The organism is Flexithrix dorotheae DSM 6795 (genome assembly GCF_000379765.1).
GTDB classification, from domain to species: domain Bacteria; phylum Bacteroidota; class Bacteroidia; order Cytophagales; family Flammeovirgaceae; genus Flexithrix; species Flexithrix dorotheae.
Map to the genome: position 1 here is coordinate 139,003 of NZ_KB903431.1, position 21,794 is coordinate 160,796.

Below are 21,794 nucleotides of genomic sequence, written 5' to 3' on the forward strand. Positions count from 1 at the left end.
AAAACTTTCTAAATTTTGACTAAATAACTTTTCCAATATTTACTTAGTATGGCTTAGTTTTTAGCAAATCCAATTAACTCCTTGTAATATTCACTTAATAACAAACTAAGGGAATTAATAGAACCTTCCAGTTCATTTAAATCCAGGTTTTCCAGCTGAAGTGTGTCCCGGAAAAGTACTTTTTTACCAGAATCGTCCAGCACAAATGCACCATGAACTATTTCCCTGTTCTTTTTGAGTAGGCTTTTGTATAAATCCAGCGATTCGTTGTTTACATTAAACAAAAATTGCTCAAGGATAAGGATAGGATCTTCGCAATCAACCATTAAGTTTTTAATTCCTTCATCTTCTTTCTCTACCATCACTAACTCTTCGGATGCATCCTCAAAAGTGATATCATACTCTAATTCTCTAAGGTAACCTTTGACTTTTTCAAAATTACTCATAAGTAAAAAATAAAATTTGGTTAGATGAATAAATACCCGATTTTTGAAAATGTTCGGGCTATTACTTGAATGATAAAATAATTATCAACTTTCGGTTAGTTGTTATTCCTTGGAAAAAATTACAAGAAATTCCAACTGTTTTAAAAAAAAGAAAAAACTGAAAATTTCAGACAGGAGTTCATCCCTGTTTCAGCGTTTAAATATACTAAAAATTTACTTCAGGGTTTCTTCAAAAAGCCTGAAAATTCTTTTGTATTCATCGGCCCAGCTGCTGGCTTCTTTGAAACCATGTCCTTCCAACGGAAATACCGCCAATTCCCAATCATCTTTTCCCAATTCAATAAGCCTTTGAGATAGCCTGACGACATCCTGAAACTGCACATTGGTATCAATCATTCCATGTAACATAACCAGTTTATCTTCCAGGTTCTCAGCATGATAGATGGGTGAACTTCTATAATAGGCAATGCTATCAGCTGCTGGGGTATTGAGAATATTGGAGGTATAACCATGATTATAATGAGCCCAATCAGTTACTGAACGCAAAGCCGCTCCCGACTGAAAAGTACCCGGAGAAGTAAATAGTGCCATCAGGGTAATAAATCCGCCATACGAACCTCCATAAATCCCGACTTTTTCGGGATCAATTCCATGCTCATTGATTAGGTATTTCACTCCATCAATCTGATCACTCAGGTCTTTTCCTCCCATAAACCTGTAAATTCCGGTCCTCCAATCTCTTCCATAGCCTGCACTTCCCCGGTAGTCAATGTCCAAAACAGTGTAGCCCTGATCTGCCAGAAAATTATGAAACATATACTCCCGGTAATAGGAACTCCACCATTTGTGTACATTTTGCAAATAGCCCGCTCCATGCACAAAAATAACAGCAGGTCCATTATTTTTCGGTTCATTTGGCTTGTATAATCTTGCCGCAACTTTTTCCCCATCTTCTGCAGTAAACTGAATGATTTCGGGCTCCCGCCAGGAATACTGGTTAAATTCAGCAGTGGTGGAGTTGGTGACTTTTGTGGCTACTGCTCCTTTTTCGTTGGACATCACATATAATTCCCAGGGCTTATTGCTGTAGGAGTACCGAATGGCCAGTTTTTTTTCATCCGGGGAAATACTTACCTCATGTTTCCCAGGCATAGAAGTAATTTGTTCCATTTTTCCCGATTTGATGGAAAGCTGGTAAAAATGTTGCTCAGCCGGACTAATTTTATTACTGGTAAGGTAGAAGGATTTTTTGTCCTGGGAAAGTTGAGCATCCAGAATTTCGAAATTGCCTTCTGTGAGGGCTTTTTTCTTTCCGGAAGTAATATCCAGCGTATAAATATGAGCATAACCAGTTTCCTCTGACTGGAACCAAATGGTTTTGGAATCGAACCACCCTATATTGCCCATAGAAAAATTCCAGCTGGAAATACCGGGGCCAGCTATCCATGCTTCATCTCTTTGTCTGTCAAGCAGGTTTAATTTCCCTGTGGATAATTCCAGTTCCATAATCCACCTGTCTTTATTATCAAGAGCCCGGATTACAACAACTGCTTTATTTTCAGCAGAATAGATTGGTGAAAGGATGACGACCTCTCGGGGATTTTCATATTGATCTTTATAAGGCTGGTCACCATCTTTTGGGTGGTAATCTTTCAGAAATTCAGGTTTATCGTAAATGCCGGGAATCTGCTTGATATCTACCACATAAGTTGTATCTTTTTTCCTATCGTAAATGCTAAATTCATAAGTAGCTTCTTCGGAGCCCACCTTTGGCCGGGCATTTAGATTTTTAGCATATCCGGAAGTGGTTACATAGTCCATTACTCCCGTATTTCCTCTTTCTTCAGGTTCAATGGCCAGCCGGTAGGTTATAAATTGTCCATCTGGACTAATGGATACGTCCTGCAAAGATTTATTCCCAATAAATATTTTTTTCGGCCGATCGGGACTAAGTTTTTCCTGTTTTTCTTCCTGATATTCTGCTTGTGATTTCCTTTCTCTCAAAATCTGGAAATAATTCAACTGGTCCTTTTCAAGCCAGGTTTGCTGTTCGTTTAGCTTGTTTTCTTTTTCCTCATTTCCATTAATAAAATTGGTTAACTGTTGAATACTTCCATCATTCACATCCCAGGCAAAGAAATTACTTTGGTATTTGTAATAAACTTTGGTTTCATTACCTGAAAATTGTGGTTCAGATTCCGCTTCGAAGGTATTGGTAATTTGCAGGGTGTGGTTAGAACTTAAGTCCTGAAGGAAAATATCCCCATGTTTAGTGTAAAGCCTTTTCGAATAATTTTTGTCGTAATTTCCAAATTGGCCAGGCAAAGCTTTTTCTTCATCCAAACTTACTTTTATAGGGGTATTTCCTGAAAGATCAGTTTTATATAATTGGTTGGCAATTTCATTTTCGGGATTCCAGCTAAAATAAATGGTTTTGCTATCTACTCCCCAGAAAATGTTTTCGGGTAGATGGCCCACAAAGTCTGGCCCTTGCATGATTTGCTCTATGGTTAATGTACTTTTAGCGGTATTTTGGGCAATTGCAGTAGAGATTGTCCAAATTAAACTCAGACTGGTAATTAGTGTCAGCAGTGTTTTCATTTTGATATATTGTCAGTTTATTGTTGTAGCGATAATATTACCAAAAAAAAGACTGAAGCACCAACCTTGCGGATATATTTTACATGAATGGAGGTTTTGGGGTATGGTTTTAAAATGAACAGAAATCCCTTCCTTTAAAATTGATTCCATTAAGGGAAAGAATTTGATCCAGTCTCAGTGTAGATTCATTTTCAAGCACTAAAAACTCTTCTCCATTTTTGGCATATAAGTCTTTGCATCTGATATGCATTTTTTGTTCAATCCCTTCTTTTGAAGAAATAATTAATTCGACCATTTCATTTTTGGTAATGGCTGCTTCCAGGTGATCGTAAAGGGAGCAATTGATTGGTTGATAGTGTTTTTTCATGGCGATTCTAGTTTTTTAGAATAATACTAAAATTGGATTTTTGTTTAAATAGTTCATATAGATAGAAAAATAGGAGAAATGATTTCAATCTTATCATTTCTCCTGAGAAAAGTACCTAATTTCTAATAATTTTAATTTACTGATTGTTTTTCTAATGCACAATCTAGAATTTCTGTGCAGTGAATAAATCAGCCAATTTTAAGGAAGCAAATTTTGATTCCTATTGTGTTGGATAATTAAAATTACTTTAGTTATCTAAAGTTTTACCTGGGCAAATTTGAAGAAGTTCTTTAATTTCTGATTGTTGTAATGCCCTGTTATATATTCTAATATCATCTATTACGCCATTTAAATAATATGGGAATGATACGTTCTGGTGTTTCCCTATGGTTATTGGAGCAGTGTTCGAACCTAATTCTAAATTTATCTTTTGACTAAATTCTTCTTGGCCATTTATATAAAGTTTCATGTATTCCCCATCGTAAATTCCAGTAACAAAATACCATTCTCCAGTGACAATATTGGTCTTTCCTCCATAAGAATATCGGATTCCATCTTTTCCTATTAGTCCAAACTTAAATCTCATTTTATTGGGATCAAATTGACCACATCCATTATTTCCGATATTATCATCATAGTATAAACCCCAGCTTCCTATTTTTTTTTCATCCCCTTTTTCAATGATCCTATTGGATTCACAATTGTTTGTATTGAACGATTTAGCTTTTACCCATGTGGAAATGGTAAATTCCTCATTAAATATAAATGAAGAGGAATTTGGGATTTCAATAAAATCGTTAACACCATCAAAATAATAGGCAGAATTATCCAGAAATTGTCTGTTAGGTGAGGGAGTAGGCCCATTTAATTCTCCATTATTACCATTTCCACTTTCATCTAACACATTTTCATTAAAAGGATAATAGGCAACTAGGCCCGAATCCAATTTATCTAATACTGTTATGTATGCTTTTTTAGTTAAAATACTTGATTTATTTTCATTACTTGCTATAAGAGTTACATCATAATTTCCAGGGTATTCATAAGTAATTTTAGGATTTCTTTCAGTAGAAGTAGAAGGTGTACCCCCTTCAAAAGTCCATATCCAATTTGTAGGATTTCCCGCTGAGCTATCGGAAAAAGTTATGGTTTGGCCTTGGTATATATTACCTAAATCGGAACTAAATGACGCCTTTAATTCTGGATTAGGTTTTAATACTGTTATATATGCTTTTTTAGTTAAAATACTTGATTTATTTTCATTACTTGCTACAAGGGTAACATCATAATTTCCTGGGTGTTCATAAGTGATTTCAGGATTTTTTTCTCTTGAAGTAGAAGGTGTTCCCCCTTCAAAAGTCCATATCCAATTTGTAGGGTTTCCCGCTGAGCTATCGGAAAAATTGACAGTAAGGCCTTGGGTAATTTCTTCCTTATCCACACTAAAAGAAACCTTTAGTTCAGGAATAGTTTTTATTACCTTTATATATGCTTTTTTAGTTAAAATGCTTGATTTATTTTCATTACTTGCTACGAGGGTAACATCATAATTTCCAGGTTCTTCATATGTTATTTTAGGATTTTGTTCAGTAGAAGTAGAGGGTAATCCTCCTTCAAAAGTCCATATCCATTTTGTAGGGTTCCCTTCTGAGCTATCTGAAAAATTAATTGTTAGACCTTCAGAAATTTCTTCTATATCTGCAACAAAAGAAATTATTATTTCAGGTGTTGGTTCCTCATTCTCTTCACAGCTTGTGAACAAAAAGATTAATGGAATAAAACATACGATAATCTTTTTAAATATTCTATGATGATTCATGTTTTCGTTGTGTGTTTTTTTCTAAAAATAACGATATGTGTTTCTGTTGTATTATTTGTTTTTATTATTTTATATTTTTTTAATGATTGGGTATAAAACAGTTAGGTTTGTTTGTTTTTGTTTATTATGGGTTGGTTTTTATGGTTTTTGCGGAATTTGCTTTTAAAGCGATTTTTGGGTGGGTAAAGCTACTTTTAGATCGATTTATGTGTAGGTAATCTGATAAATTTAAAACCTAAATCAATTAAGCTTATTTTAAAAATTGCCTGGTTCCAAAACTATAATAGTCGTGTATTTTAAATTGAATAAATTTTGATCCTGAACCAATCTTTATTTAGATTACTTTTAAAATAGATTCTTTTATTTATTTAGAAACAAAAGATTGATTTGTTCTGTTTAGTTTTGGTAAGAATACAAATGATTGGCCGTTTCAAATTTTTATACATCCGATTTAATACATAGATAAAATGAGAAAAACAAAGACGAAGCTGATGTATTAAATCATAAAATTGAATTACAATGAAAGCGATATTAACAAAGAAAACTTCCCTCATCAAGGAAATAGAAGGGAAATTGAATGAGCAAATAAGATTAGAGGGAACGTCTTCCCAATATTATTTATCCGCAGCTTCATGGTGCGAAAAAGAAGGATATCAAAATTCAGCAGAATTCTTATATACCCATGCAGAGGAAGAAAGAATGCATATGATGAAACTCATCAGGTATGTGAATGCTTCCGGAGGTTATGCAATTGCTCCGGAAATTACAGATATTAAAACAGATTTTCATTCGCTTAGAGAGGTTTTTGAACTGACACTGGAGCATGAGATTGCCGTTTCCAGGGCAATTAATAATCTTGTGGATTTCTGTTTTAAAGCTAAGGATTTTGCCTCATTCCAATTCCTGCAATGGTATGTTGCGGAACAAAGAGAGGAAGAGGAATTGTCCAGAAGAGTGATTGAAATTTTTGATATCATAGGAGAAGAAGGGCAGGGCTTATGGATGATTGATCAGGAGATAGCCAATGTGGCTGGTGGAACTGGTGGAGTAATAGATCCTCCTCCTGCAGTCTGAATTTTTTAATTTATGAATTTTAAAGCCGGTTATCCGGCTTTTTTTATTTCCAGCGAATTTTTTCAAATTAATTTTTCGAGAAATTTATCTGCCAAATCATATTTTTATTCCACTTTTTTATAATTTCCCCACTCCAAAATTCATGTGGCTTATTTAAATTTTTGTTTAATTAATATCAATTTTTTGATGAAAAAGTATTTTCTGGTTATTTCATTTTTAGCGCTCTCATTGCAGTGTTTTTCCTGGGGACAAACCGGGCATAGAATTGTCGGACAAATTGCAGAGTGGAATTTGACTCCTAAAGCCAGAAGGAATATTGCCAAAATAATGGGTAATGAGAGTTTGGCAATGGCCAGCAATTACATGGATTTTATTAAATCAGATCCGAAATACAGACATCTCAATCCCTGGCATTATGCCACTATTCCCACCGGCAAAACTTATGAAGAGGCGGGGACTCCGGAGGAAGGAGATGTGATTGTAGCCATTAACCGGTTAATGGTGGAATTGGAATCCAAAAACTTTTCAATGGAGGATGAACTTTTTGCACTTAGATGTCTGATTCATTTGATTGGTGATATCCATCAGCCATTGCATGTGGGAAATGGTGAAGACCGTGGTGGAAATGATGTGGAATTAGAATATTTTTGGGAAAAATCTAACCTCCACAGGGTTTGGGATTCGGGAATTATTGATGCCCAGCAACTGAGTTATACTGAATATGCTGAAAGCATAAAATATGTGGAGAAGGATGAAATAAAAGCCTTACAAAGTTCCAATGTGCTGGATTGGGCTTATGAATCTGTGAGTTACAGAGATAAGGTATATGACTTACCAGAAAATAAAAACATTAACTATAGGTATAATTTCGATAACCTGGCAATTGTAAATAAGCGACTGCTACAGGCCGGAATACGGCTTGCCGGAGTGCTTAATAGAATATATGGCTGATGGCTACGGCTACCTTTCGGATAATTTCCTGTATTTATCAGGATAAGGTTAACTCATTCTGAAGTAATCTTGGTGCAATTTTTTCCAAAATTGATTTCATTCTCCGTTTTCCGTTTTGGATATAGCTTTTAATCTTTCCCAGGTCGTAGCCAGTTATTTTACGAATTTCCTTGTAGCTTTTTCCTTTCAGGTAAAATAGTTCTAAACAGATCTTTTGTTGAGGAGAAAGGTATTTCAAAACATAATAAATGGCTTCTTCAAGGGCTTCAAATTCTGCTTTGTCCTTTTCTTCTGCATACTCCATAGATACATAAGCTTCTTCCCTTGTCTGGATGATGGCTTTGTCTTTTTTTTGCCTTCCAACTTTTGATAAACAAAAATTTCGGACAAAAATAAAAATCCAGGCGTCCAGGTCTTTGATGTGCTGGGTTTTCAATTTTAATATTAAGCTTTCCATGATATCCATAAATACATCCTGCTGATCTTCAGGGTTTGGAAAATAATGCCTGCAAAGCTTTTGAATCTTTCCCTGGAAAGGATGTAGCAGACGGACCAGGAATTGGGAATCTTCGGTGGTTTGGTAAAGGTGAAGGAGTTGATAATTTGAAAATGGTGTGGTAGTCATAGCGTAAAAAATGTAGGTTGAGCAAAAAAATATGACTCTATTATTCACGGTAAAAAGCTATTGTGGTTAAGGAGTTGCTGTTAATGAATGTCAAGAAAAGGAGGTTTTTTCTGTTTCCTTATGGATTTTGGAAGTGACTAAAGTCTTTATTAGTGAACGACTCCAATAACCATAATTAACCTGTTTTTAATTAATGCCATGAGTAAAAAATGAGTCCGGTTTTACCTATACTATTGAGCCAGTCTAATTAGGGAAAATTGCCCAGCCTGCTTCAGGATTTCCACAAAACTACTTTCCATTTCCACTGCGGCATGCTTCCCTAATTTTCTTTTTAAAAATTCGGTTTTTTCTTCATTTTTATGAATTTTTTTCTCATTTTTCTGTTTCAAAGGATAGCTTAAAATTATGAATATTGAGGAATATCGGGACTATTGCCTAAACAAGCCAGGGGTAACAGAAGAAACGCCTTTTGATGAGATTACGCTGGTTTTTAAGGTAATGGGTAAGATGTTTGCTCTTACTGATATTACAAATTTTGAGAGCATTAATCTAAAATGTGACCCGGAAGAAGCAATAGCTTTAAGAGAAAAATATGATGCCGTATTACCCGGATATCACATGAATAAAAAGCATTGGAACACCATTAAAACTGATGGAGAACTATCTGATAATGAATTGAAACACTGGATTGACCATTCTTATGATCTGGTGGTCTCAAAACTTCCCAAAAAATTACAAGAAGAACTAACCGAATTGTAATTAACACAAGTGCTCATTCAAACATAATATAAGTGAATAAGTTATGTTGTAAGATAAAGTACTTAGTCCACTAACGCACACTTTTACCTTTAATGCCTGTTACCGAACCAACTAAGGTAGTTGGATCTCATTTTTTTGATAAATTTTTTTATTATGTTTTATAAGGATATAGAGGTAGGCGAAATCAAAGCAAAATTTGCTGATCACTCATCGAAATTCACCATAATTAACCAACAGGAAATTCACTATAAAGATCAGGGAGATGGAGATGTCATTCTTATGATTCATGGTAGCCCTGGCTCTCTTTTTATATGGAATAAATGGGCCGAAATTTTAAGTAAAAATTACAGGATAATTCGAATGGATTTACCTGCATTTGGAATTACGGGACCCAATAGGGAGAATGATTATTCTCTTAACTATTATATTAATTTTGTGAAATCTTTTGTAGATAAATTAGAGCTTAAAAAGTTTCATTTAATTGGGAACTCATTGGGTGGGCAAATCACGTATGAATTCACGGATAAGTTTCCTGGTTTGGTTGAAAAAATGGTATTAATTTCGCCTACGTCATTCAACCATGTATACGAAACCAGTATGTTTCCCGCAATGAAGATTATCCAGTCTCTGGTACCCAAAAGCGGATTGAATTTTATTACCCCCAAATCCTGGATTAGACAAAGTTTGAAACAGATTTATTCGGATCAAAAACTAATTACTCCGTCTATGGTAGATCTGAATCATTCTCTTCTGCTAAGGGAGGGGAATAGAAAAGCATTGCTGGGCAATATTATTGAGCAGTCTACAAACAAGGAAAATAAAGTTAGTGAAATTACTACTCCTACGCTTTTGCTATGGGGTGAGAAAGATAAAATTATACCCGTAGTAAATGCCAGTAATTTTAAGTCAATGATTACCAATGTGCGTTTAATTACTTACAAGGACGTAGGGCATTTCCCATTTGATGAAGTCCCGGAACAATCGGCAAAAGATGTGGAAGAATTTTTGAAATTTTAGCGAGGGTTTTCCTTTAGATATTGGCGAAAATCCCCTGAGGAAATTCTGGGCAGATTATGGCTTTCTGCCAGGCTGGAGTAAGCCCAGCACAGGTATTCTTTAGCTTGTGTAGAAACTTTTATTTGTTTTCTTTCATACTCATTAGGTTGTGGGAATTCATCTCCCACACCTTCGTATTTATCCAGTACTTCAAAAACTTCTTTTACTTTTTCAGTATGAATTTGAAATATTTCACCGTGAATTTGTTGGATAGAATTGTCCTTAAGTACAGCAATTGGATAGGGGAAATGCCAGTTCGTAACAATATATAAAATTCCGCTTATGGTGCCTTTTTCTACAAACTCACTGTTTTTCCGAAGAAATTCCGCCATTTTATTGGGGAAGTTATGCATCAGTGTACCGTAAACGAAGAGGTAAGTATTCATGCTTTTACTATTTTGAGATATAGTTTATTACCTCCTCAAGATTAAGAATTTCCCCGAATTTTTTAGAATTAAAATCAATAAATTCCGTAAAGTTTGGCTTTAAGTGGTTATTAACCGGAGGCCAGGGTGGGGGAGGTTTCATGAAATTACCAGACGTTTGCCTCATATGTGACCTGTCTGATGAAAATTGAGTAAGGTAGATATTTGTTTCTATAAATTTAAAAAGAGGTGGATAAATAAAATGATAAATATGCTCGGGTCGAAATGATTGCTTAAAATAGACAATGGCTTCTTCAGGAAAGGAAAGCAGGGTATTGAAATCCATGATTTTCCATTGGTTATCGTAAATTAAAAATATGGCATGGTAATCCCAAAAAAGCACTTCTTCCGGACCAGAAGCCTGATCCTGATGCCAGATTGGGAATACTTCGTGAGGGGATGAAATAAACAAAACATAAGAACTGGAAAATTGATCGCCAATTTCTCTGGCCAAATGCCAGATGTTTTCCTCACAAAAAAATGGTTGATATTTAAATTTTGATTTATCCAATTACCCTTTTTTCCTGCAAAGAAAATTAATTATAGGCAAAAGGTAATCTAAATTTATGGTGTTCCCTGGATGGATCAATCGTTTTTGCTTTTTCCAGCAGCCTGTCTATTATTTCCTCTGTAATGTCAGGATAATCTACCTGAATAACTTCTCCATGATTTATCCAGTCTGAAATTTTAGGTAAATTCTTTTTTTTCAGATTTTTAATCACAGGAACTCCCATGTACTTAAGGGCAGCGGCATTGCACTGTTGTTCATACTGTCCTTTCATAGGAATAACCATCAGTTTTTTCTTTAAAAATAAGGCTTCAGCAGGGGTTTCAAAACCAGCTCCACAAAGTACACCAGCAGATTGGGTAAAACTTTTTAAAAATTGTTCCTCACTGATGGGATAGATCGTTACATTTTCATGATGGGAAATGGCTTTGCTTCTTTTGGAAAAAACTTCCCATTTCACCTGTCTGAGTTGACTCAGCCTGTTCACCAGTTTTTTTTCTTCATAGGCAGGCAGGTAAACTGTATAATGCCCGTGGTTTTCCGGAAATCTTTCCCTAATCTGCTTTCGGATTACAGGCGTATAAATGTCCTGATCAAAATTGTCGAAGTGGAAACCAAACCTGAAAAGAGTGGGGGCATAGTTGTGTAAAACCCATTTGCTAAATGGGGCAATGCCTTTAGGTTGAGGGGACTTTTCGGAAAGGACTGCACTTTGATGACTTAGGGCAATACATTTCTGCTTTTTAATAATTGAAGCCCAGGCCGTAAGTGGTTCAAAATCATTGATTACCAAGTCATAATCCTCAATGGGAATATGTTTGAGATCCTTCAGGAAACTTTTAGAATGTAACTTTTTGGCAGTGGCTATCCAGTCTATTCCACCATTTTTTCCGAATACAAAACTCAATCCTTTCAGGTTGAATTTAATTTCATATGGAAGTTTGATTTCCGACTCACTTCCACTTACTAAAAGATCAAGTTCTCCTTTTTTTTGCAGTATAGGAATAATATCCCTGGCACGGCTCAAATGTCCATTACCAGTCCCCTGAATAGCATACAATATCTTCATAAGTTCAAAATATCAGTCCATTCTCATTAAATTCAAAGGCTTTAAATTTACCATCTACCAGAGCCATCATTTGTTGGAAACCCATGTTTTTCAACAGTTTGGCAGTATCCCGAAAACCTTTATCAATTTCACCCGGAAGATGGGCGTCTGAGTTCAACATGATTGGAATTTCCTTCGCATTAATCTGTTCTAAAATAGCTTTTGAAGGGTATGGCTCTATGGTAATTCCTTTATAAATCCCCCTGGTGTTCACTTCAATAATTACTCCTTTGGCCTTTACTAAATCAAGGGTTTTTTCCACTTCATTCTGATACCACAATTCATCTTCTCCAAATAAATGTCCTCCTTCATTCTGAATTTTTATTTTATCCATATGCCCCAGAATTGTGGGAGTTTCCTGTTCCAGCATTTCCCTCATGAGTTGGTAGTAGGTTCTGATCATGAGTTTCACATTTCCCCCGTAAATTTTGTTTAGCCCTTCCAAAAAAAACTGGTGTGGGCCGTCAATTTCACAATACCTTCCATCTGCAAAAGTGCCGGTATAATGGATAGAACCAATTGTAAAATCCAGATGGCTTTCAAGAATGTGGGCTGATTTAGGGCCAATCACGTCTGGAATAAAATCCACTTCCAAACCAAGATAAAGCTGAATTTTTGATTTGTATTTTTCCTTTAAGACTAAAATCTCTTCGCAATAGTTTTTGAGTCTGTCGGGGTTCATGTTCCATCCATGCCCGCCTTCAAAGGGAGAGTGACAGGAAAAACCATAAGCTTTTAATCCAATGGCAATAGCTTGTTGTACGTATGCTTCGGGTTCAAATTTGCCATCACTATAATGTGTGTGGCTATGATAATTGGTCCAGGACATAGGCTCAAATGAAGTGCATAATCATGTCTTCAGGGTGAAATTAAGATTAATTTTTGGGTAATTTTTCATTTTGCCAAAAAAATAATTTTGGCTGTTTTTTCCACAAGATAAATCCGTATTTTCGCATAAAGAATATGCTGATTCACATTGATCAATAAAATAATCAGAAAATATTCTATATGTTTAAGGTAAATAAAAGAGTGCTATTTGCCAGATATCAAATAAATAATGAGAATAAGTATTATGAAAATGGATTTACGAAATTTTTTGCTGGTTTCAATTCCGGCAATTTTCTTGTTTTTTTCCTGTGAATCTCCTCAAAAGGAGGAAACCTCCAAAGAACCTAAGATTTTCACACTGCTTGATCCACAGGCTACCGGGATAACTTTTGAAAACCGACTTCAGGAAAATGATTCCATCAATTACTTTACTTATCCCTACATCTATATGGGTGGTGGAGTTGCCGTTGGTGATATCAATAATGACGGATTACAGGATCTGTATTTCACCGGGAATATGGTTTCCAACAAATTATACCTGAATAAAGGGAATATGAAGTTTGAGGATATCACTGAAAAAGCAGGTGTGGGAAGCGATGATCGCTGGGTGACAGGTGTGACTATGGCAGATGTAAATGCGGATGGGTTTTTAGATATTTATGTAAGTGTTTCGGGTATTTTTACTACCACTAAAAATCAGCTTTTTGTAAATAACGGAGATATGACATTTACGGAGAGCGCAGAAGAATTTGGAATAGCTGATGCCGGAAACTCAACCCAGGGTACTTTTTTCGACTATGATAAAGACGGTGATCTTGATTTATATGTGGCAAATTATCCGCCCACATCTTTCAAAACTCAGAATTTAACATATAGGTTTTTTATGGATGAAATCACCAACGAGAAATCGGATCATTTGTACAAAAATAATGGAGATGGTACTTTTACCGATGTCACTGAAGTGGCTGGTTTATCCACATTTGGTTTGTCTTTAAGTGCAACCATAGGGGATTTCGATCAGGATGGCTGGCCTGATATTTATGTTTCAAATGATTTTGCCACGCCCGACTATTTCTTTTTCAATAATGGTGATGGCACCTTTACCGATAAAGTTAGACACACTACCCAACACGTTGCCTTTTATGGAATGGGGGTAGATGTGGCAGACTATAATAATGATGGTTTGCTTGATCTGATGCAGGTAGATATGACTCCTGAAGATAACAGGCGATCAAAAGCGAATATGGCCAGCATGAATCCTCCAAAATTTTGGGAAAGCGTTAATCTAGGCTTTCACTACCAGTATATGCAAAATTGTCTGCAATTAAATAATGGTATTGGGAATGATGGCTTGCCTCACTTTAGTGATTTATCAAGACTGGCAGGGGTGGCTTTAACGGATTGGAGCTGGTCGCCACTTTTTGCCGACCTGGACAATGATGGATGGAAAGATTTGGTGGTTTCCAATGGAACCCGAAGGGACATCAATAATAAAGATTATTTTAAAAAAATAGATGGGAACTCCTATTTTGGAAAGCAGGAAGACAAGAGTAAGGATTATCTGGAACTCACCCATAAAATGCCATCTGAAACTATTGATAATTATGCCTTTAAAAACAATGGCGACCTTTCTTTTCAGACGGTAACTAAAGATTGGGGATTGTCATTTAAAAGTTATTCAAATGGTTCCTCTTATGCCGACCTGGATAATGATGGTGATCTTGATATAATCGTAAACAATATTGATACAGCCATTGCCCTTTTTGAAAACAAAACTGTTGATTTAGGCCTGGCTAATTATTTAAGGTTTGAACTTGCAGGATCAAAAGAAAATAAGTTTGGAATCGGAGCAAGTGTTACCTTGGAAAATAATGATTCTATACAGTATCAGGAACATACACTGACAAGAGGTTTTCAATCTTCGGTAGAACCCAGGATTCATTTTGGCGTAGGCCAATCAGAAGCCATTCAAAAAGTAATTGTGACCTGGCCTGATGGTAAAAAACAAGTTTTAGAGAATGTGCCTGTCAACCAGGTGGTTAAGGTAAATTATTCTGATGCAAGTTTACCAGAAAACAGGATTCAGGAGCTTAAGCAATCCCAACTGTTTACAGACATTACGGAGGAAATTAAATTGAACCACAGTCATGTGGAAAATAATTATGATGATTTTGAAACGGAGGTTTTGCTACCGCACAAAATGTCTCAGTTTGGGCCAACAATCGCAGTAGCTGATATTAATGGGGATCAATTGGAAGATTTCTTTATTGGGGGAGCAAAAGATACTGCAGGAGTATTTTTCCTTCAGAATACCGATGGAACTTTTACAGAAATGATCAGCAAAACTTTAATTGCCGATGAAAGAAGTGAGGATATGGGATGCGCATTTTTTGATGCAGATGGTGATGGTGATGCCGACCTTTATGTAGTAAGTGGTGGAAATGAATATAAGGCTTCCCATCCACTTTACCAGGATCGGTTATACCTGAATGATGGAAGTGGGAACTTTGAAAAGGCTGAAGGTGCACTTCCTGAAATGATAACAAGTGGTTCGAAGGTCATTCCTGCAGATTTTGATAAAGATGGTGACCTGGATTTATTTGTCGGAGGAAGACAAACCCCTAAATCTTATCCTTTGCCAGCCAAAAGTTATATTTTGAGAAATGAAGGTGGCAAATTTACTGATGTGACCGCTGAAATTGCTCCTGACCTGGTGGAGCCTGGAATGGTAACCACCGCACTTTGGGTAGATTATGACAATGATGAACTTTTAGACTTAATTATTGCCGGGGAATGGATGCCAATTACTTTCTTCAAAAATCAGGGTGGTAAATTTGAAAATATGACAGCCGCTTATGGTTTTGAAAAATCTACTGGCTGGTGGTTTAGTCTGGCTGCCGGGGATTTCGATCAGGATGGAGATATGGATATTGTGGCTGGAAATAATGGCTTGAATTACAAATATCAGGCTAATGAAAAGGAATCTTTTGATGTTTATGCCTATGATTATGACAAGAATAAAAAACTGGATATTGTTTTAGGTTATTATAATGATGGGGTACAATATCCGGTAAGAGGAAGGCAATGTTCTTCCGAGCAGGTTCCCGCCATTGAATACAAATTCAGGGATTACAATTCTTTTGCTGATGCCAATTTGCAGGAGATTTATTCTACTCAGGATTTGGAGGCTTCTCTCCATTATCAGGTTTGGAACTTCGCTTCCAGCTATATTGAAAATAAAGGCAATGGAAAATTTGAGATGAGGAACTTGCCAAATGATGTTCAGGTTTCTGCGGTTAATGGAATGTTGGTAGAAGATTTTAATCAGGATGGAAACCTTGATTTATTAACCACCGGAAACCTTTTTGTGGCAGAGGTAGAAACCACTAGAAATGATGCTGGTTTTGGAAAGCTTTTACTCGGTGATGGAAAAGGAAACTTTAAAGCTATGCCTTTTACAAAGAGTGGTTTTTATACACCTTACGATGCCAAGGATTTGGCTATGGTTAACACTGCCAATGGGAAATTGGTTTTAGTTGCAAATAATAATTATAAAACCCAGGCTATCAGGTTGAATACCCAACCTGCAGCTTCACAGGTTACTCAGGCATATTAAAAGAAATTAATACTTTTATTAAAAAAGGATCACTTTTAATTTAGTGATCCTTTTTTTAGTTTATGTCAAAAATGTATTTTAAAATTCTAATTGATTTTTTAATTCTGATGCCTCTCTTTTTCAGCGGGCAGGGAAGTTCTTTTTTGCAGGAAGAGCAGATTTTTAGAAAGGAGTTGTTGCTCATGGGGAGTAGATTTGAAATTGTAGTGGTTGGAAATAATGCTGAAATTGCGAACTCCAAAATCCAGTTGGGAATTCAGGAAATAAAAAGAATTGAAGCCTTGATTTCCTCCTGGAGAAAAGAAAGCCAGACCTCTTTAATCAATGAAAATGCAGGTATCCGGCCGGTAAAAGTAGATTCAGAATTATTTGATTTGATAAAAAGAGCACAAAAAGTTTCCCAGCTTACCCAAGGAGCATTTGACCTTACTTTTGGTTCCCTTGATGAAAAACTCTGGCATTTTGATATGGACATGACCAGCCTGCCTGATAGTGCAATTGCACATGAAATGGTAAAATTAATTGACTATAAAAATCTGGTTTTGGATGAAAATGAAAAATCGGTTTTTCTAAAATACAAGGGAATGAAAATCGGGTTTGGGGCAATTGGTAAGGGATATGCAGCCGAAAAAGTAAAAGCTTTATTGCTGAAAAATGGTGTGAAAAGTGGGATTGTGAATGCGGGTGGTGATTTAACCGCCTGGGGTAATCAGCCAAATGGCAAACCGTGGACTATTGGAATTGCCAATCCTAATTTTAAAAATCAGGCCTTTTCCTGGTTAAATATTTCCAATAAGGCTGTAGTTACTTCTGGAAATTATGAAAAGTTTGTGGTAATTGATGGAAAACGATATACCCACCTCATTAATCCAAAAACAGGATTTCCAGTTTCAGGTTTAAAAAGTGTAACCATCATTACCACCAATGCTGAACTGGCCGATGCACTGGCTACTGCCGTTTTTATTATGGGAAAATCCTCTGGTCTGGCTTTAATTAATCAGTTAAATGGAATTGACTGTATTATAATAGATGATAATGATGAGTTACACTATTCCAAAGGGATTGTGTTGAATCGAAATTAAGCGCCTCCCTCTGGCAACGGACTATGAATTGTCCAGCCTCCATCTACCATTAAAGTTTGACCCGTGATATGTCTGGCTTCATCACTGGCCAAAAACAACACTGCTGAAGAAATGTCTTCTGTCCTGGCTGTTCTTTGGTTAGGCGCTACTTTGTTCCAGTTTTCCTCATAATTGGGATCGATTTCCAAAGTTCTTTCGGTAATTGTGGCTCCCGGTCCTACGGCATTAACGGTAATTCCATATTTGCCCAATTCAAATCCAAGTGTTTTAGCCATCATACGGATTCCTGCTTTTGTAATGCCATAGGCAGCGAGATTGTTATGGGCCTGAACCCCGGTAACAGAGGACATCAAAATAATGCGCCCGCCCGATTTTTGGGCAATCATTTTTTTTGCTGCAAATTGAGACGAGAAAAAAGAGCCTCTCAGGTTCACAGAGGTTAGTTGGTCAAAACTTTCAGGGGTGCATTCCAAAAAGGCCCCATAGTTGGTAATTCCGGCATTGGCTACCAAAATATGAATACCGCCAAATTGCTCTGCAAAAGCATGAATTTTTTGTTCCAGATCATGAACATCAGCAATGTTTCCCGGGTAGGGGAATACCTTTTCTTCACTGAAATTACTGTTAATTTTTTCAGAGGCTTCACTGGCTAAAGCACTATCCATATCATTAAGTCCGACAATTGCCCCGGCCTTGGCAAATTCCAGACAAATATCATAACCAATGCCTTTTCCTGCTCCTGTTACAAAGACCTTTTTTCCTTCAAATTTTTTCATTTTCTAGTATTGTAGTTCGACTCAAATCTATTAATTCTCAGGTCTAATTATTTGTATTTATTTTATTAATTGTGAAATGATTTTTCCATTACTCAATCTCCAGCTTCTTCATTTCTCCATTTGGGGACACTAATATATATTCCTTTTTATTTTTAGATTCAGGCATTTCCAGGGTATATTTCACTTGCATGGTATAAACATACTGGACAACTGGCTCAAGAATTTCAGGATTAATTACGATATGAAACTCAGAGTAAGGAATTTGATCATAGGCCACAGTTACGGGTTTTCTAATGGTTGAAACTCCGGAGTTCTTTTTAATGGCATCAACAGATTGGCTTACAAAAGCTTCGTAATCAGAATATTGAGAGTCTGGATAAATGGTCTGGGTATGTTCCTTCACCACATGAAATTCATCTTTAAAATTTATATTCAGTTTTTCAAAAGTTTTTAATTCTTTATTAATATAACCAACCGATCTTTCTCTCAAGGTATCATAAACGGCTTCTGTATTATCCACAAAGAAATCTATTTTTACCAGATCATAGATTTCATTTTTGGCGGCCAGTGTTACCAAATCATCAATCTTATTAATGTCAGTAAAAGCGATATGCACATTTTTTTGCATTTCAAATCCTTTGGGAACTTCGTTATAATTACTAGGACTAAATAGCTTTTTCTCAACTTCAAATTCAAAAGTGGGAATCAGATAAATCATGTCGATGTAAATATCATTTTCTGTTACGGCCAATTGTGTTAAATCACTGGTGAAATTCTTGATTCTTTCGTTGATCAATTGATCGGTTTCCACCGCAGTTTTCCCCACCTGTGTCAGATTGAATACAGCAAGGAACCTGTTGGCTTTTACATTCATCAGCGTTCTTACTTCAAATATCATTTCATTTTCTTTTGTGTATTGAGTAATACCTCCAATGTTGCTTTGATTGGTTTGAAAAGACTGGAAATCACCTCCTTGCCTTCTCATCATATAATCGCTTTTAGAATTTGATTTAAAGGTGTTTTGATTCATATTCCTTTGGGCATGAGCGGGTTTGAAATCACCAAAAAAGGCAATTAACAAAAAAGATAAAAGAATGGTTTTCATAAGGGATTTGGGTTTTTAGGATAGTTAAGTAATTGATTTCTTTAAAGTTAGGGAATTTTATCAATACTCTGAATCTTACTTTTAAGTAGTAATTCAAAATTAACGGTGTATTATTTGGCTATAAAAGACTGCTAGAGAGATTACTTTTTCTCAGAAATAATAGCACCGGGTGGGGAGTACTGGTGCTTAAAAATTGTTGAGGAATAATTTTTCAGGGATAAAAAATATATAAAAAAACAGGCATCGTTTTTAACAATGCCTGTTTTGTATATGATAAAAGCGCTAAAATTACCCCTGTGCATCAATAGTGGCTATGGTAATCATATTTACCACCTCCCTTACCGAACTTCCCAGCTGGAGGATGTGCACTGGTTTTTTCATGCCTAATAAAATAGGACCAATGGCCTCTGCATTTCCAAGAGTCTGCATCAGTTTGTAGGAAATATTTGCAGCAGATAGGTTAGGAAAAATCAAAATGTTGGGTTCTCCATTTACCAAGTCACAGAAAGGATAATTGTCTTGCAATGCTTGTTTATTGAAGGCAATATTGGCCTGAATTTCCCCATCTACAACCAACTCAGGATCTTCTTTTCGAAGAATTTCCACCGCTTTTCTTACTGTTCTCACTTCATCATCATCGGATGTGCCAAAGTTTGAGTAGGAAAGCATGGCAATTCTGGGTTCAATATTAAAGCCTTTCTTTACTGATTCAGCCGTGAGTCTTGTAATATCCACTAATTCCTCCACTGTAGGTTTAGGAATTATGGTGGTATCAGCAAAGAAAACAGGCCCTTTTTTGGTAAGCATCAAGTACATACTGGATACCTTTTTCCCTGTTTGATAAGTACCAATGATCTCTAAGGCAGGTTTTATAGTATCCGCATAATTTCGGGTAATTCCTGAAATTAAAGCATCGGCTTCTCCCTGATCTACCATCATGGCACCAAAATAATTTTTCATCCTCATTCTAATCTGAGCCTCATAAAGGTTGTAACCTCTTCTTTGTCTTTTCTTAAAGAGAATCTCTGCATACTTTTTGGTGGTAGGAGCGGTTTCCTCACTTCTCGGATCAATCATTTTTACCCCATCCAGACTTAAATGATGTTCTTGAATAATTTTTTTAATTTTTGTAGGATCGCCTAAAAGGATAGGAGTAGCAATGTCCTCATCCAGGGCAATTTGGGCTGCTTTCAAAATTCTGGGATCTTCAGCCTCCGCAAAAACGATTCGTTTAGGGTTCTGCTTTGCTCTCTGGGTGAGAACTCTCAATAAATTATCATCATTCCCCATTCTTTTAATTAGAGAAGTTTCATAGGCGTCCCAATCGGTGATTTTTACCTGAGCAACTCCGGAATCCATGGCAGCTTTAGCAACAGCTGGAGTTACGGTAGTCAACAATCGGGGATCGAATGGTTTAGGAATAAAGTAATCCTTTCCGAAAGTGATGGCAGTTTCATTGTAGGCTTTCACAACAATATCAGGCACAGGAGTTCTGGCTAAATCGGCAATAGCCTTTACAGCAGCCAGTTTCATTTCTTCATTAATGGAAGTGGCTCTAACATCCAAAGCACCTCTGAAAATGAAGGGGAACCCCAAAACATTATTAACCTGATTTGGAAAGTCAGAACGACCAGTGGCCATTACCAAATCATCTCTGGTTTCCATTGCCAGGTTGTAATCAATTTCCGGATCCGGATTAGCCAGTGCAAAAACTATAGGATCTTTGGCCATACTCAACAGCATTTTTGGCGTGACCACATTGGCCATGGAAAGACCAAGGAAAAAGTCACAACCCTCCATTGCTTCTTCTAATGTATTGACATCTGCATCTGTGGCAAATTCCTTTTTTACCCCCGAAAGATTATCACGGTCATTTCGGATTACTCCTTTACTATCACATACAATTACATTTTCTTTTCTTACGCCTAATTCAATGATGATTTTGAGGCAGGAAATTGCACTTGCACCTGCTCCCGAAACTACAACTTTTATATCTTTAAGCTTTTTCCCCACAACTTCAACCGCATTTAATAGACCTGCTCCGGAAATAATAGCAGTCCCGTGCTGATCATCGTGCATCACGGGGATATTCATTTCTTCTTTGAGCCTGCGTTCAATTTCAAAACAATCGGGAGCTTTAATATCTTCCAGGTTGATGCCTCCAAAAGTAGGTTCCATGGCTTTCACAGTATTCACAAAAGCATCGATATTTTCCGTATTCAATTCGATGTCGAATACATCAATTCCGGCAAAAATTTTAAATAAAATACCTTTTCCTTCCATCACCGGTTTAGAGGCTTCCGGACCGATATTTCCCAGACCCAAAACTGCGCTTCCATCAGAAATTACTGCTACTAAATTTCCTTTGGCAGTATATTTATATACATCTTCTTTATTGTTGGCAATTTCAAGACAAGGAAATGCTACTCCCGGAGAATAAGCCAGAGCCAAATCTCTTTGGGAATTGGAGTCTTTGGTGGGTACTACTTCGATCTTGCCGGGAATTTCTTTATTGTGATATTCTAAGGCGTCTTCTTTTCTGATTTTAGTAATTGACATGCGTGGTTTATGTTTAAAAAATATAAGGTTAAGTTTAAGGAAAATCTTAAAAAATAAAGCCCTAAAGTTAATTGATTGAATTGGAATTC

General features: G+C 36.3%; 19 protein-coding genes. 6 read left to right on the forward strand and 13 right to left on the reverse strand.

Going from position 1 to position 21,794, the window contains the following annotated elements:
• Positions 1-53: 53 nt before the first annotated feature.
• From A3EM_RS0104445 to A3EM_RS45515, 4 genes are all read right to left on the reverse strand, one after another.
• Entirely contained in the window at positions 54-446 is a 393-nt protein-coding gene (locus tag A3EM_RS0104445; RefSeq protein WP_020526969.1) for a YbjN domain-containing protein, read from the reverse strand.
• 213 nt (positions 447-659) lie between these two features.
• Positions 660-3,047 carry a S9 family peptidase gene (locus A3EM_RS0104450; protein ID WP_026210092.1) on the reverse strand — a complete coding sequence of 796 codons (2,388 nt, stop codon included), beginning with the start codon at positions 3,045-3,047 and terminating at the stop codon, positions 660-662.
• Positions 3,048-3,156: 109 nt separating this feature from the next.
• Entirely contained in the window at positions 3,157-3,414 is a 258-nt protein-coding gene (locus A3EM_RS0104455; protein ID WP_020526972.1) for a Rho-binding antiterminator, read from the reverse strand.
• Between the two features lie 247 nt (positions 3,415-3,661).
• The gene (locus A3EM_RS45515) at positions 3,662-5,233 is read right to left on the reverse strand and encodes a LamG domain-containing protein (protein WP_020526973.1); all 1,572 of its coding nucleotides are present in this window, start codon (positions 5,231-5,233) and stop codon (positions 3,662-3,664) included.
• A 519-nt stretch (positions 5,234-5,752) separates the two neighbouring features.
• Here A3EM_RS45515 and A3EM_RS41525 point away from each other — a divergent pair.
• Positions 5,753-6,307 (forward strand): ferritin, encoded by a 555-nt coding sequence (locus A3EM_RS41525; protein ID WP_020526975.1) that lies wholly within the window; start codon positions 5,753-5,755, stop codon positions 6,305-6,307.
• Positions 6,308-6,493: 186 nt separating this feature from the next.
• Positions 6,494-7,258, forward strand: a complete 765-nt coding sequence (locus A3EM_RS0104480; RefSeq protein WP_020526977.1) for a S1/P1 nuclease — start codon at positions 6,494-6,496, stop codon at positions 7,256-7,258.
• Between the two features lie 37 nt (positions 7,259-7,295).
• Here the strand turns inward: A3EM_RS0104480 and A3EM_RS0104485 are convergent, their stop codons facing one another.
• Together A3EM_RS0104485 and A3EM_RS47450 are read right to left on the reverse strand one after the other, a co-directional pair.
• On the reverse strand, positions 7,296-7,883 hold the full coding sequence (locus A3EM_RS0104485; RefSeq protein WP_020526978.1) for an RNA polymerase sigma factor: 588 nt from the start codon (positions 7,881-7,883) through the stop codon (positions 7,296-7,298).
• 230 nt (positions 7,884-8,113) lie between these two features.
• The gene (locus A3EM_RS47450; RefSeq protein WP_020526979.1) at positions 8,114-8,272 is read right to left on the reverse strand and encodes a hypothetical protein; all 159 of its coding nucleotides are present in this window, start codon (positions 8,270-8,272) and stop codon (positions 8,114-8,116) included.
• A 16-nt stretch (positions 8,273-8,288) separates the two neighbouring features.
• Here A3EM_RS47450 and A3EM_RS0104495 point away from each other — a divergent pair, with 16 nt between their 5' ends.
• Both A3EM_RS0104495 and A3EM_RS0104500 read left to right on the forward strand, forming a co-directional pair.
• A complete protein-coding gene (locus tag A3EM_RS0104495) occupies positions 8,289-8,642 on the forward strand; it encodes an MmcQ/YjbR family DNA-binding protein (RefSeq protein WP_020526980.1) in 354 nt (117 codons plus the stop codon).
• A gap of 153 nt (positions 8,643-8,795) precedes the next feature.
• Positions 8,796-9,659 (forward strand): alpha/beta fold hydrolase, encoded by an 864-nt coding sequence (locus A3EM_RS0104500; protein ID WP_020526981.1) that lies wholly within the window; start codon positions 8,796-8,798, stop codon positions 9,657-9,659.
• On the opposite strand, the gene A3EM_RS41530 is transcribed toward A3EM_RS0104500, so the two are convergent.
• Genes A3EM_RS41530 through A3EM_RS0104520 form a run of 4 tightly spaced genes read right to left on the reverse strand, consistent with a single transcriptional unit; the run spans position 9,656 to position 12,568 of the window.
• Positions 9,656-10,084 (reverse strand): gamma-glutamylcyclotransferase family protein, encoded by a 429-nt coding sequence (locus tag A3EM_RS41530; protein WP_083925175.1) that lies wholly within the window; start codon positions 10,082-10,084, stop codon positions 9,656-9,658. The two genes, A3EM_RS0104500 and A3EM_RS41530, sit on opposite strands and share 4 nt — an antisense overlap.
• 7 nt (positions 10,085-10,091) lie before the next feature.
• Positions 10,092-10,634 (reverse strand): protein N-terminal glutamine amidohydrolase, encoded by a 543-nt coding sequence (locus A3EM_RS0104510; RefSeq protein WP_020526983.1) that lies wholly within the window; start codon positions 10,632-10,634, stop codon positions 10,092-10,094.
• A gap of 25 nt (positions 10,635-10,659) precedes the next feature.
• Complete coding sequence (locus A3EM_RS0104515) at positions 10,660-11,700, reverse strand: glycosyltransferase family protein (RefSeq protein WP_020526984.1); 1,041 nt, start codon at positions 11,698-11,700, stop codon at positions 10,660-10,662.
• Positions 11,701-11,704: 4 nt separating this feature from the next.
• Complete coding sequence (locus tag A3EM_RS0104520) at positions 11,705-12,568, reverse strand: histidinol-phosphatase (protein ID WP_020526985.1); 864 nt, start codon at positions 12,566-12,568, stop codon at positions 11,705-11,707.
• Between the two features lie 249 nt (positions 12,569-12,817).
• On the opposite strand from A3EM_RS0104520, the gene A3EM_RS0104530 reads away from it, so the two are divergent.
• Positions 12,818-16,183 (forward strand): VCBS repeat-containing protein, encoded by a 3,366-nt coding sequence (locus A3EM_RS0104530; protein ID WP_169513325.1) that lies wholly within the window; start codon positions 12,818-12,820, stop codon positions 16,181-16,183.
• 71 nt (positions 16,184-16,254) lie between these two features.
• A complete protein-coding gene (locus A3EM_RS0104535; protein WP_020526987.1) occupies positions 16,255-17,265 on the forward strand; it encodes an FAD:protein FMN transferase in 1,011 nt (336 codons plus the stop codon).
• Here A3EM_RS0104535 and A3EM_RS0104540 read toward each other — a convergent pair.
• The 3 genes from A3EM_RS0104540 to A3EM_RS0104550 form a co-directional block, all read right to left on the reverse strand.
• Positions 17,262-18,041: an SDR family NAD(P)-dependent oxidoreductase gene (locus tag A3EM_RS0104540; RefSeq protein ID WP_020526988.1), complete on the reverse strand. Its 780-nt coding sequence runs from the start codon at positions 18,039-18,041 to the stop codon at positions 17,262-17,264. The two genes, A3EM_RS0104535 and A3EM_RS0104540, sit on opposite strands and share 4 nt — an antisense overlap.
• A gap of 88 nt (positions 18,042-18,129) precedes the next feature.
• Positions 18,130-19,146, reverse strand: coding sequence for an SIMPL domain-containing protein (locus A3EM_RS41535; protein ID WP_020526989.1), 1,017 nt, complete (start codon positions 19,144-19,146; stop codon positions 18,130-18,132).
• Positions 19,147-19,434: 288 nt separating this feature from the next.
• Positions 19,435-21,705, reverse strand: a complete 2,271-nt coding sequence (locus tag A3EM_RS0104550) for an NADP-dependent malic enzyme (protein WP_020526990.1) — start codon at positions 21,703-21,705, stop codon at positions 19,435-19,437.
• Between the last annotated feature and the right edge of the window lie 89 nt (positions 21,706-21,794).

Excerpts from the sequence above, each read along its gene's own strand:
- A3EM_RS0104445 (WP_020526969.1), bottom strand. The coding sequence starts at position 446 with ATGAGTAATTTTGAAAAAGTCAAAGGTTACCTTAGAGAATTAGAGTAT.
- A3EM_RS0104450 (WP_026210092.1), bottom strand. The coding sequence starts at position 3,047 with ATGAAAACACTGCTGACACTAATTACCAGTCTGAGTTTAATTTGGACA.
- A3EM_RS0104455 (WP_020526972.1), bottom strand. The coding sequence starts at position 3,414 with ATGAAAAAACACTATCAACCAATCAATTGCTCCCTTTACGATCACCTG.
- A3EM_RS45515 (WP_020526973.1), bottom strand. The coding sequence starts at position 5,233 with ATGAATCATCATAGAATATTTAAAAAGATTATCGTATGTTTTATTCCA.
- A3EM_RS41525 (WP_020526975.1), top strand. The coding sequence starts at position 5,753 with ATGAAAGCGATATTAACAAAGAAAACTTCCCTCATCAAGGAAATAGAA.
- A3EM_RS0104480 (WP_020526977.1), top strand. The coding sequence starts at position 6,494 with ATGAAAAAGTATTTTCTGGTTATTTCATTTTTAGCGCTCTCATTGCAG.
- A3EM_RS0104485 (WP_020526978.1), bottom strand. The coding sequence starts at position 7,883 with ATGACTACCACACCATTTTCAAATTATCAACTCCTTCACCTTTACCAA.
- A3EM_RS0104495 (WP_020526980.1), top strand. The coding sequence starts at position 8,289 with ATGAATATTGAGGAATATCGGGACTATTGCCTAAACAAGCCAGGGGTA.
- A3EM_RS0104500 (WP_020526981.1), top strand. The coding sequence starts at position 8,796 with ATGTTTTATAAGGATATAGAGGTAGGCGAAATCAAAGCAAAATTTGCT.
- A3EM_RS41530 (WP_083925175.1), bottom strand. The coding sequence starts at position 10,084 with ATGAATACTTACCTCTTCGTTTACGGTACACTGATGCATAACTTCCCC.
- A3EM_RS0104515 (WP_020526984.1), bottom strand. The coding sequence starts at position 11,700 with ATGAAGATATTGTATGCTATTCAGGGGACTGGTAATGGACATTTGAGC.
- A3EM_RS0104520 (WP_020526985.1), bottom strand. The coding sequence starts at position 12,568 with ATGTCCTGGACCAATTATCATAGCCACACACATTATAGTGATGGCAAA.
- A3EM_RS0104530 (WP_169513325.1), top strand. The coding sequence starts at position 12,818 with ATGGATTTACGAAATTTTTTGCTGGTTTCAATTCCGGCAATTTTCTTG.
- A3EM_RS0104535 (WP_020526987.1), top strand. The coding sequence starts at position 16,255 with ATGTATTTTAAAATTCTAATTGATTTTTTAATTCTGATGCCTCTCTTT.
- A3EM_RS0104540 (WP_020526988.1), bottom strand. The coding sequence starts at position 18,041 with ATGAAAAAATTTGAAGGAAAAAAGGTCTTTGTAACAGGAGCAGGAAAA.
- A3EM_RS41535 (WP_020526989.1), bottom strand. The coding sequence starts at position 19,146 with ATGAAAACCATTCTTTTATCTTTTTTGTTAATTGCCTTTTTTGGTGAT.
- A3EM_RS0104550 (WP_020526990.1), bottom strand. The coding sequence starts at position 21,705 with ATGTCAATTACTAAAATCAGAAAAGAAGACGCCTTAGAATATCACAAT.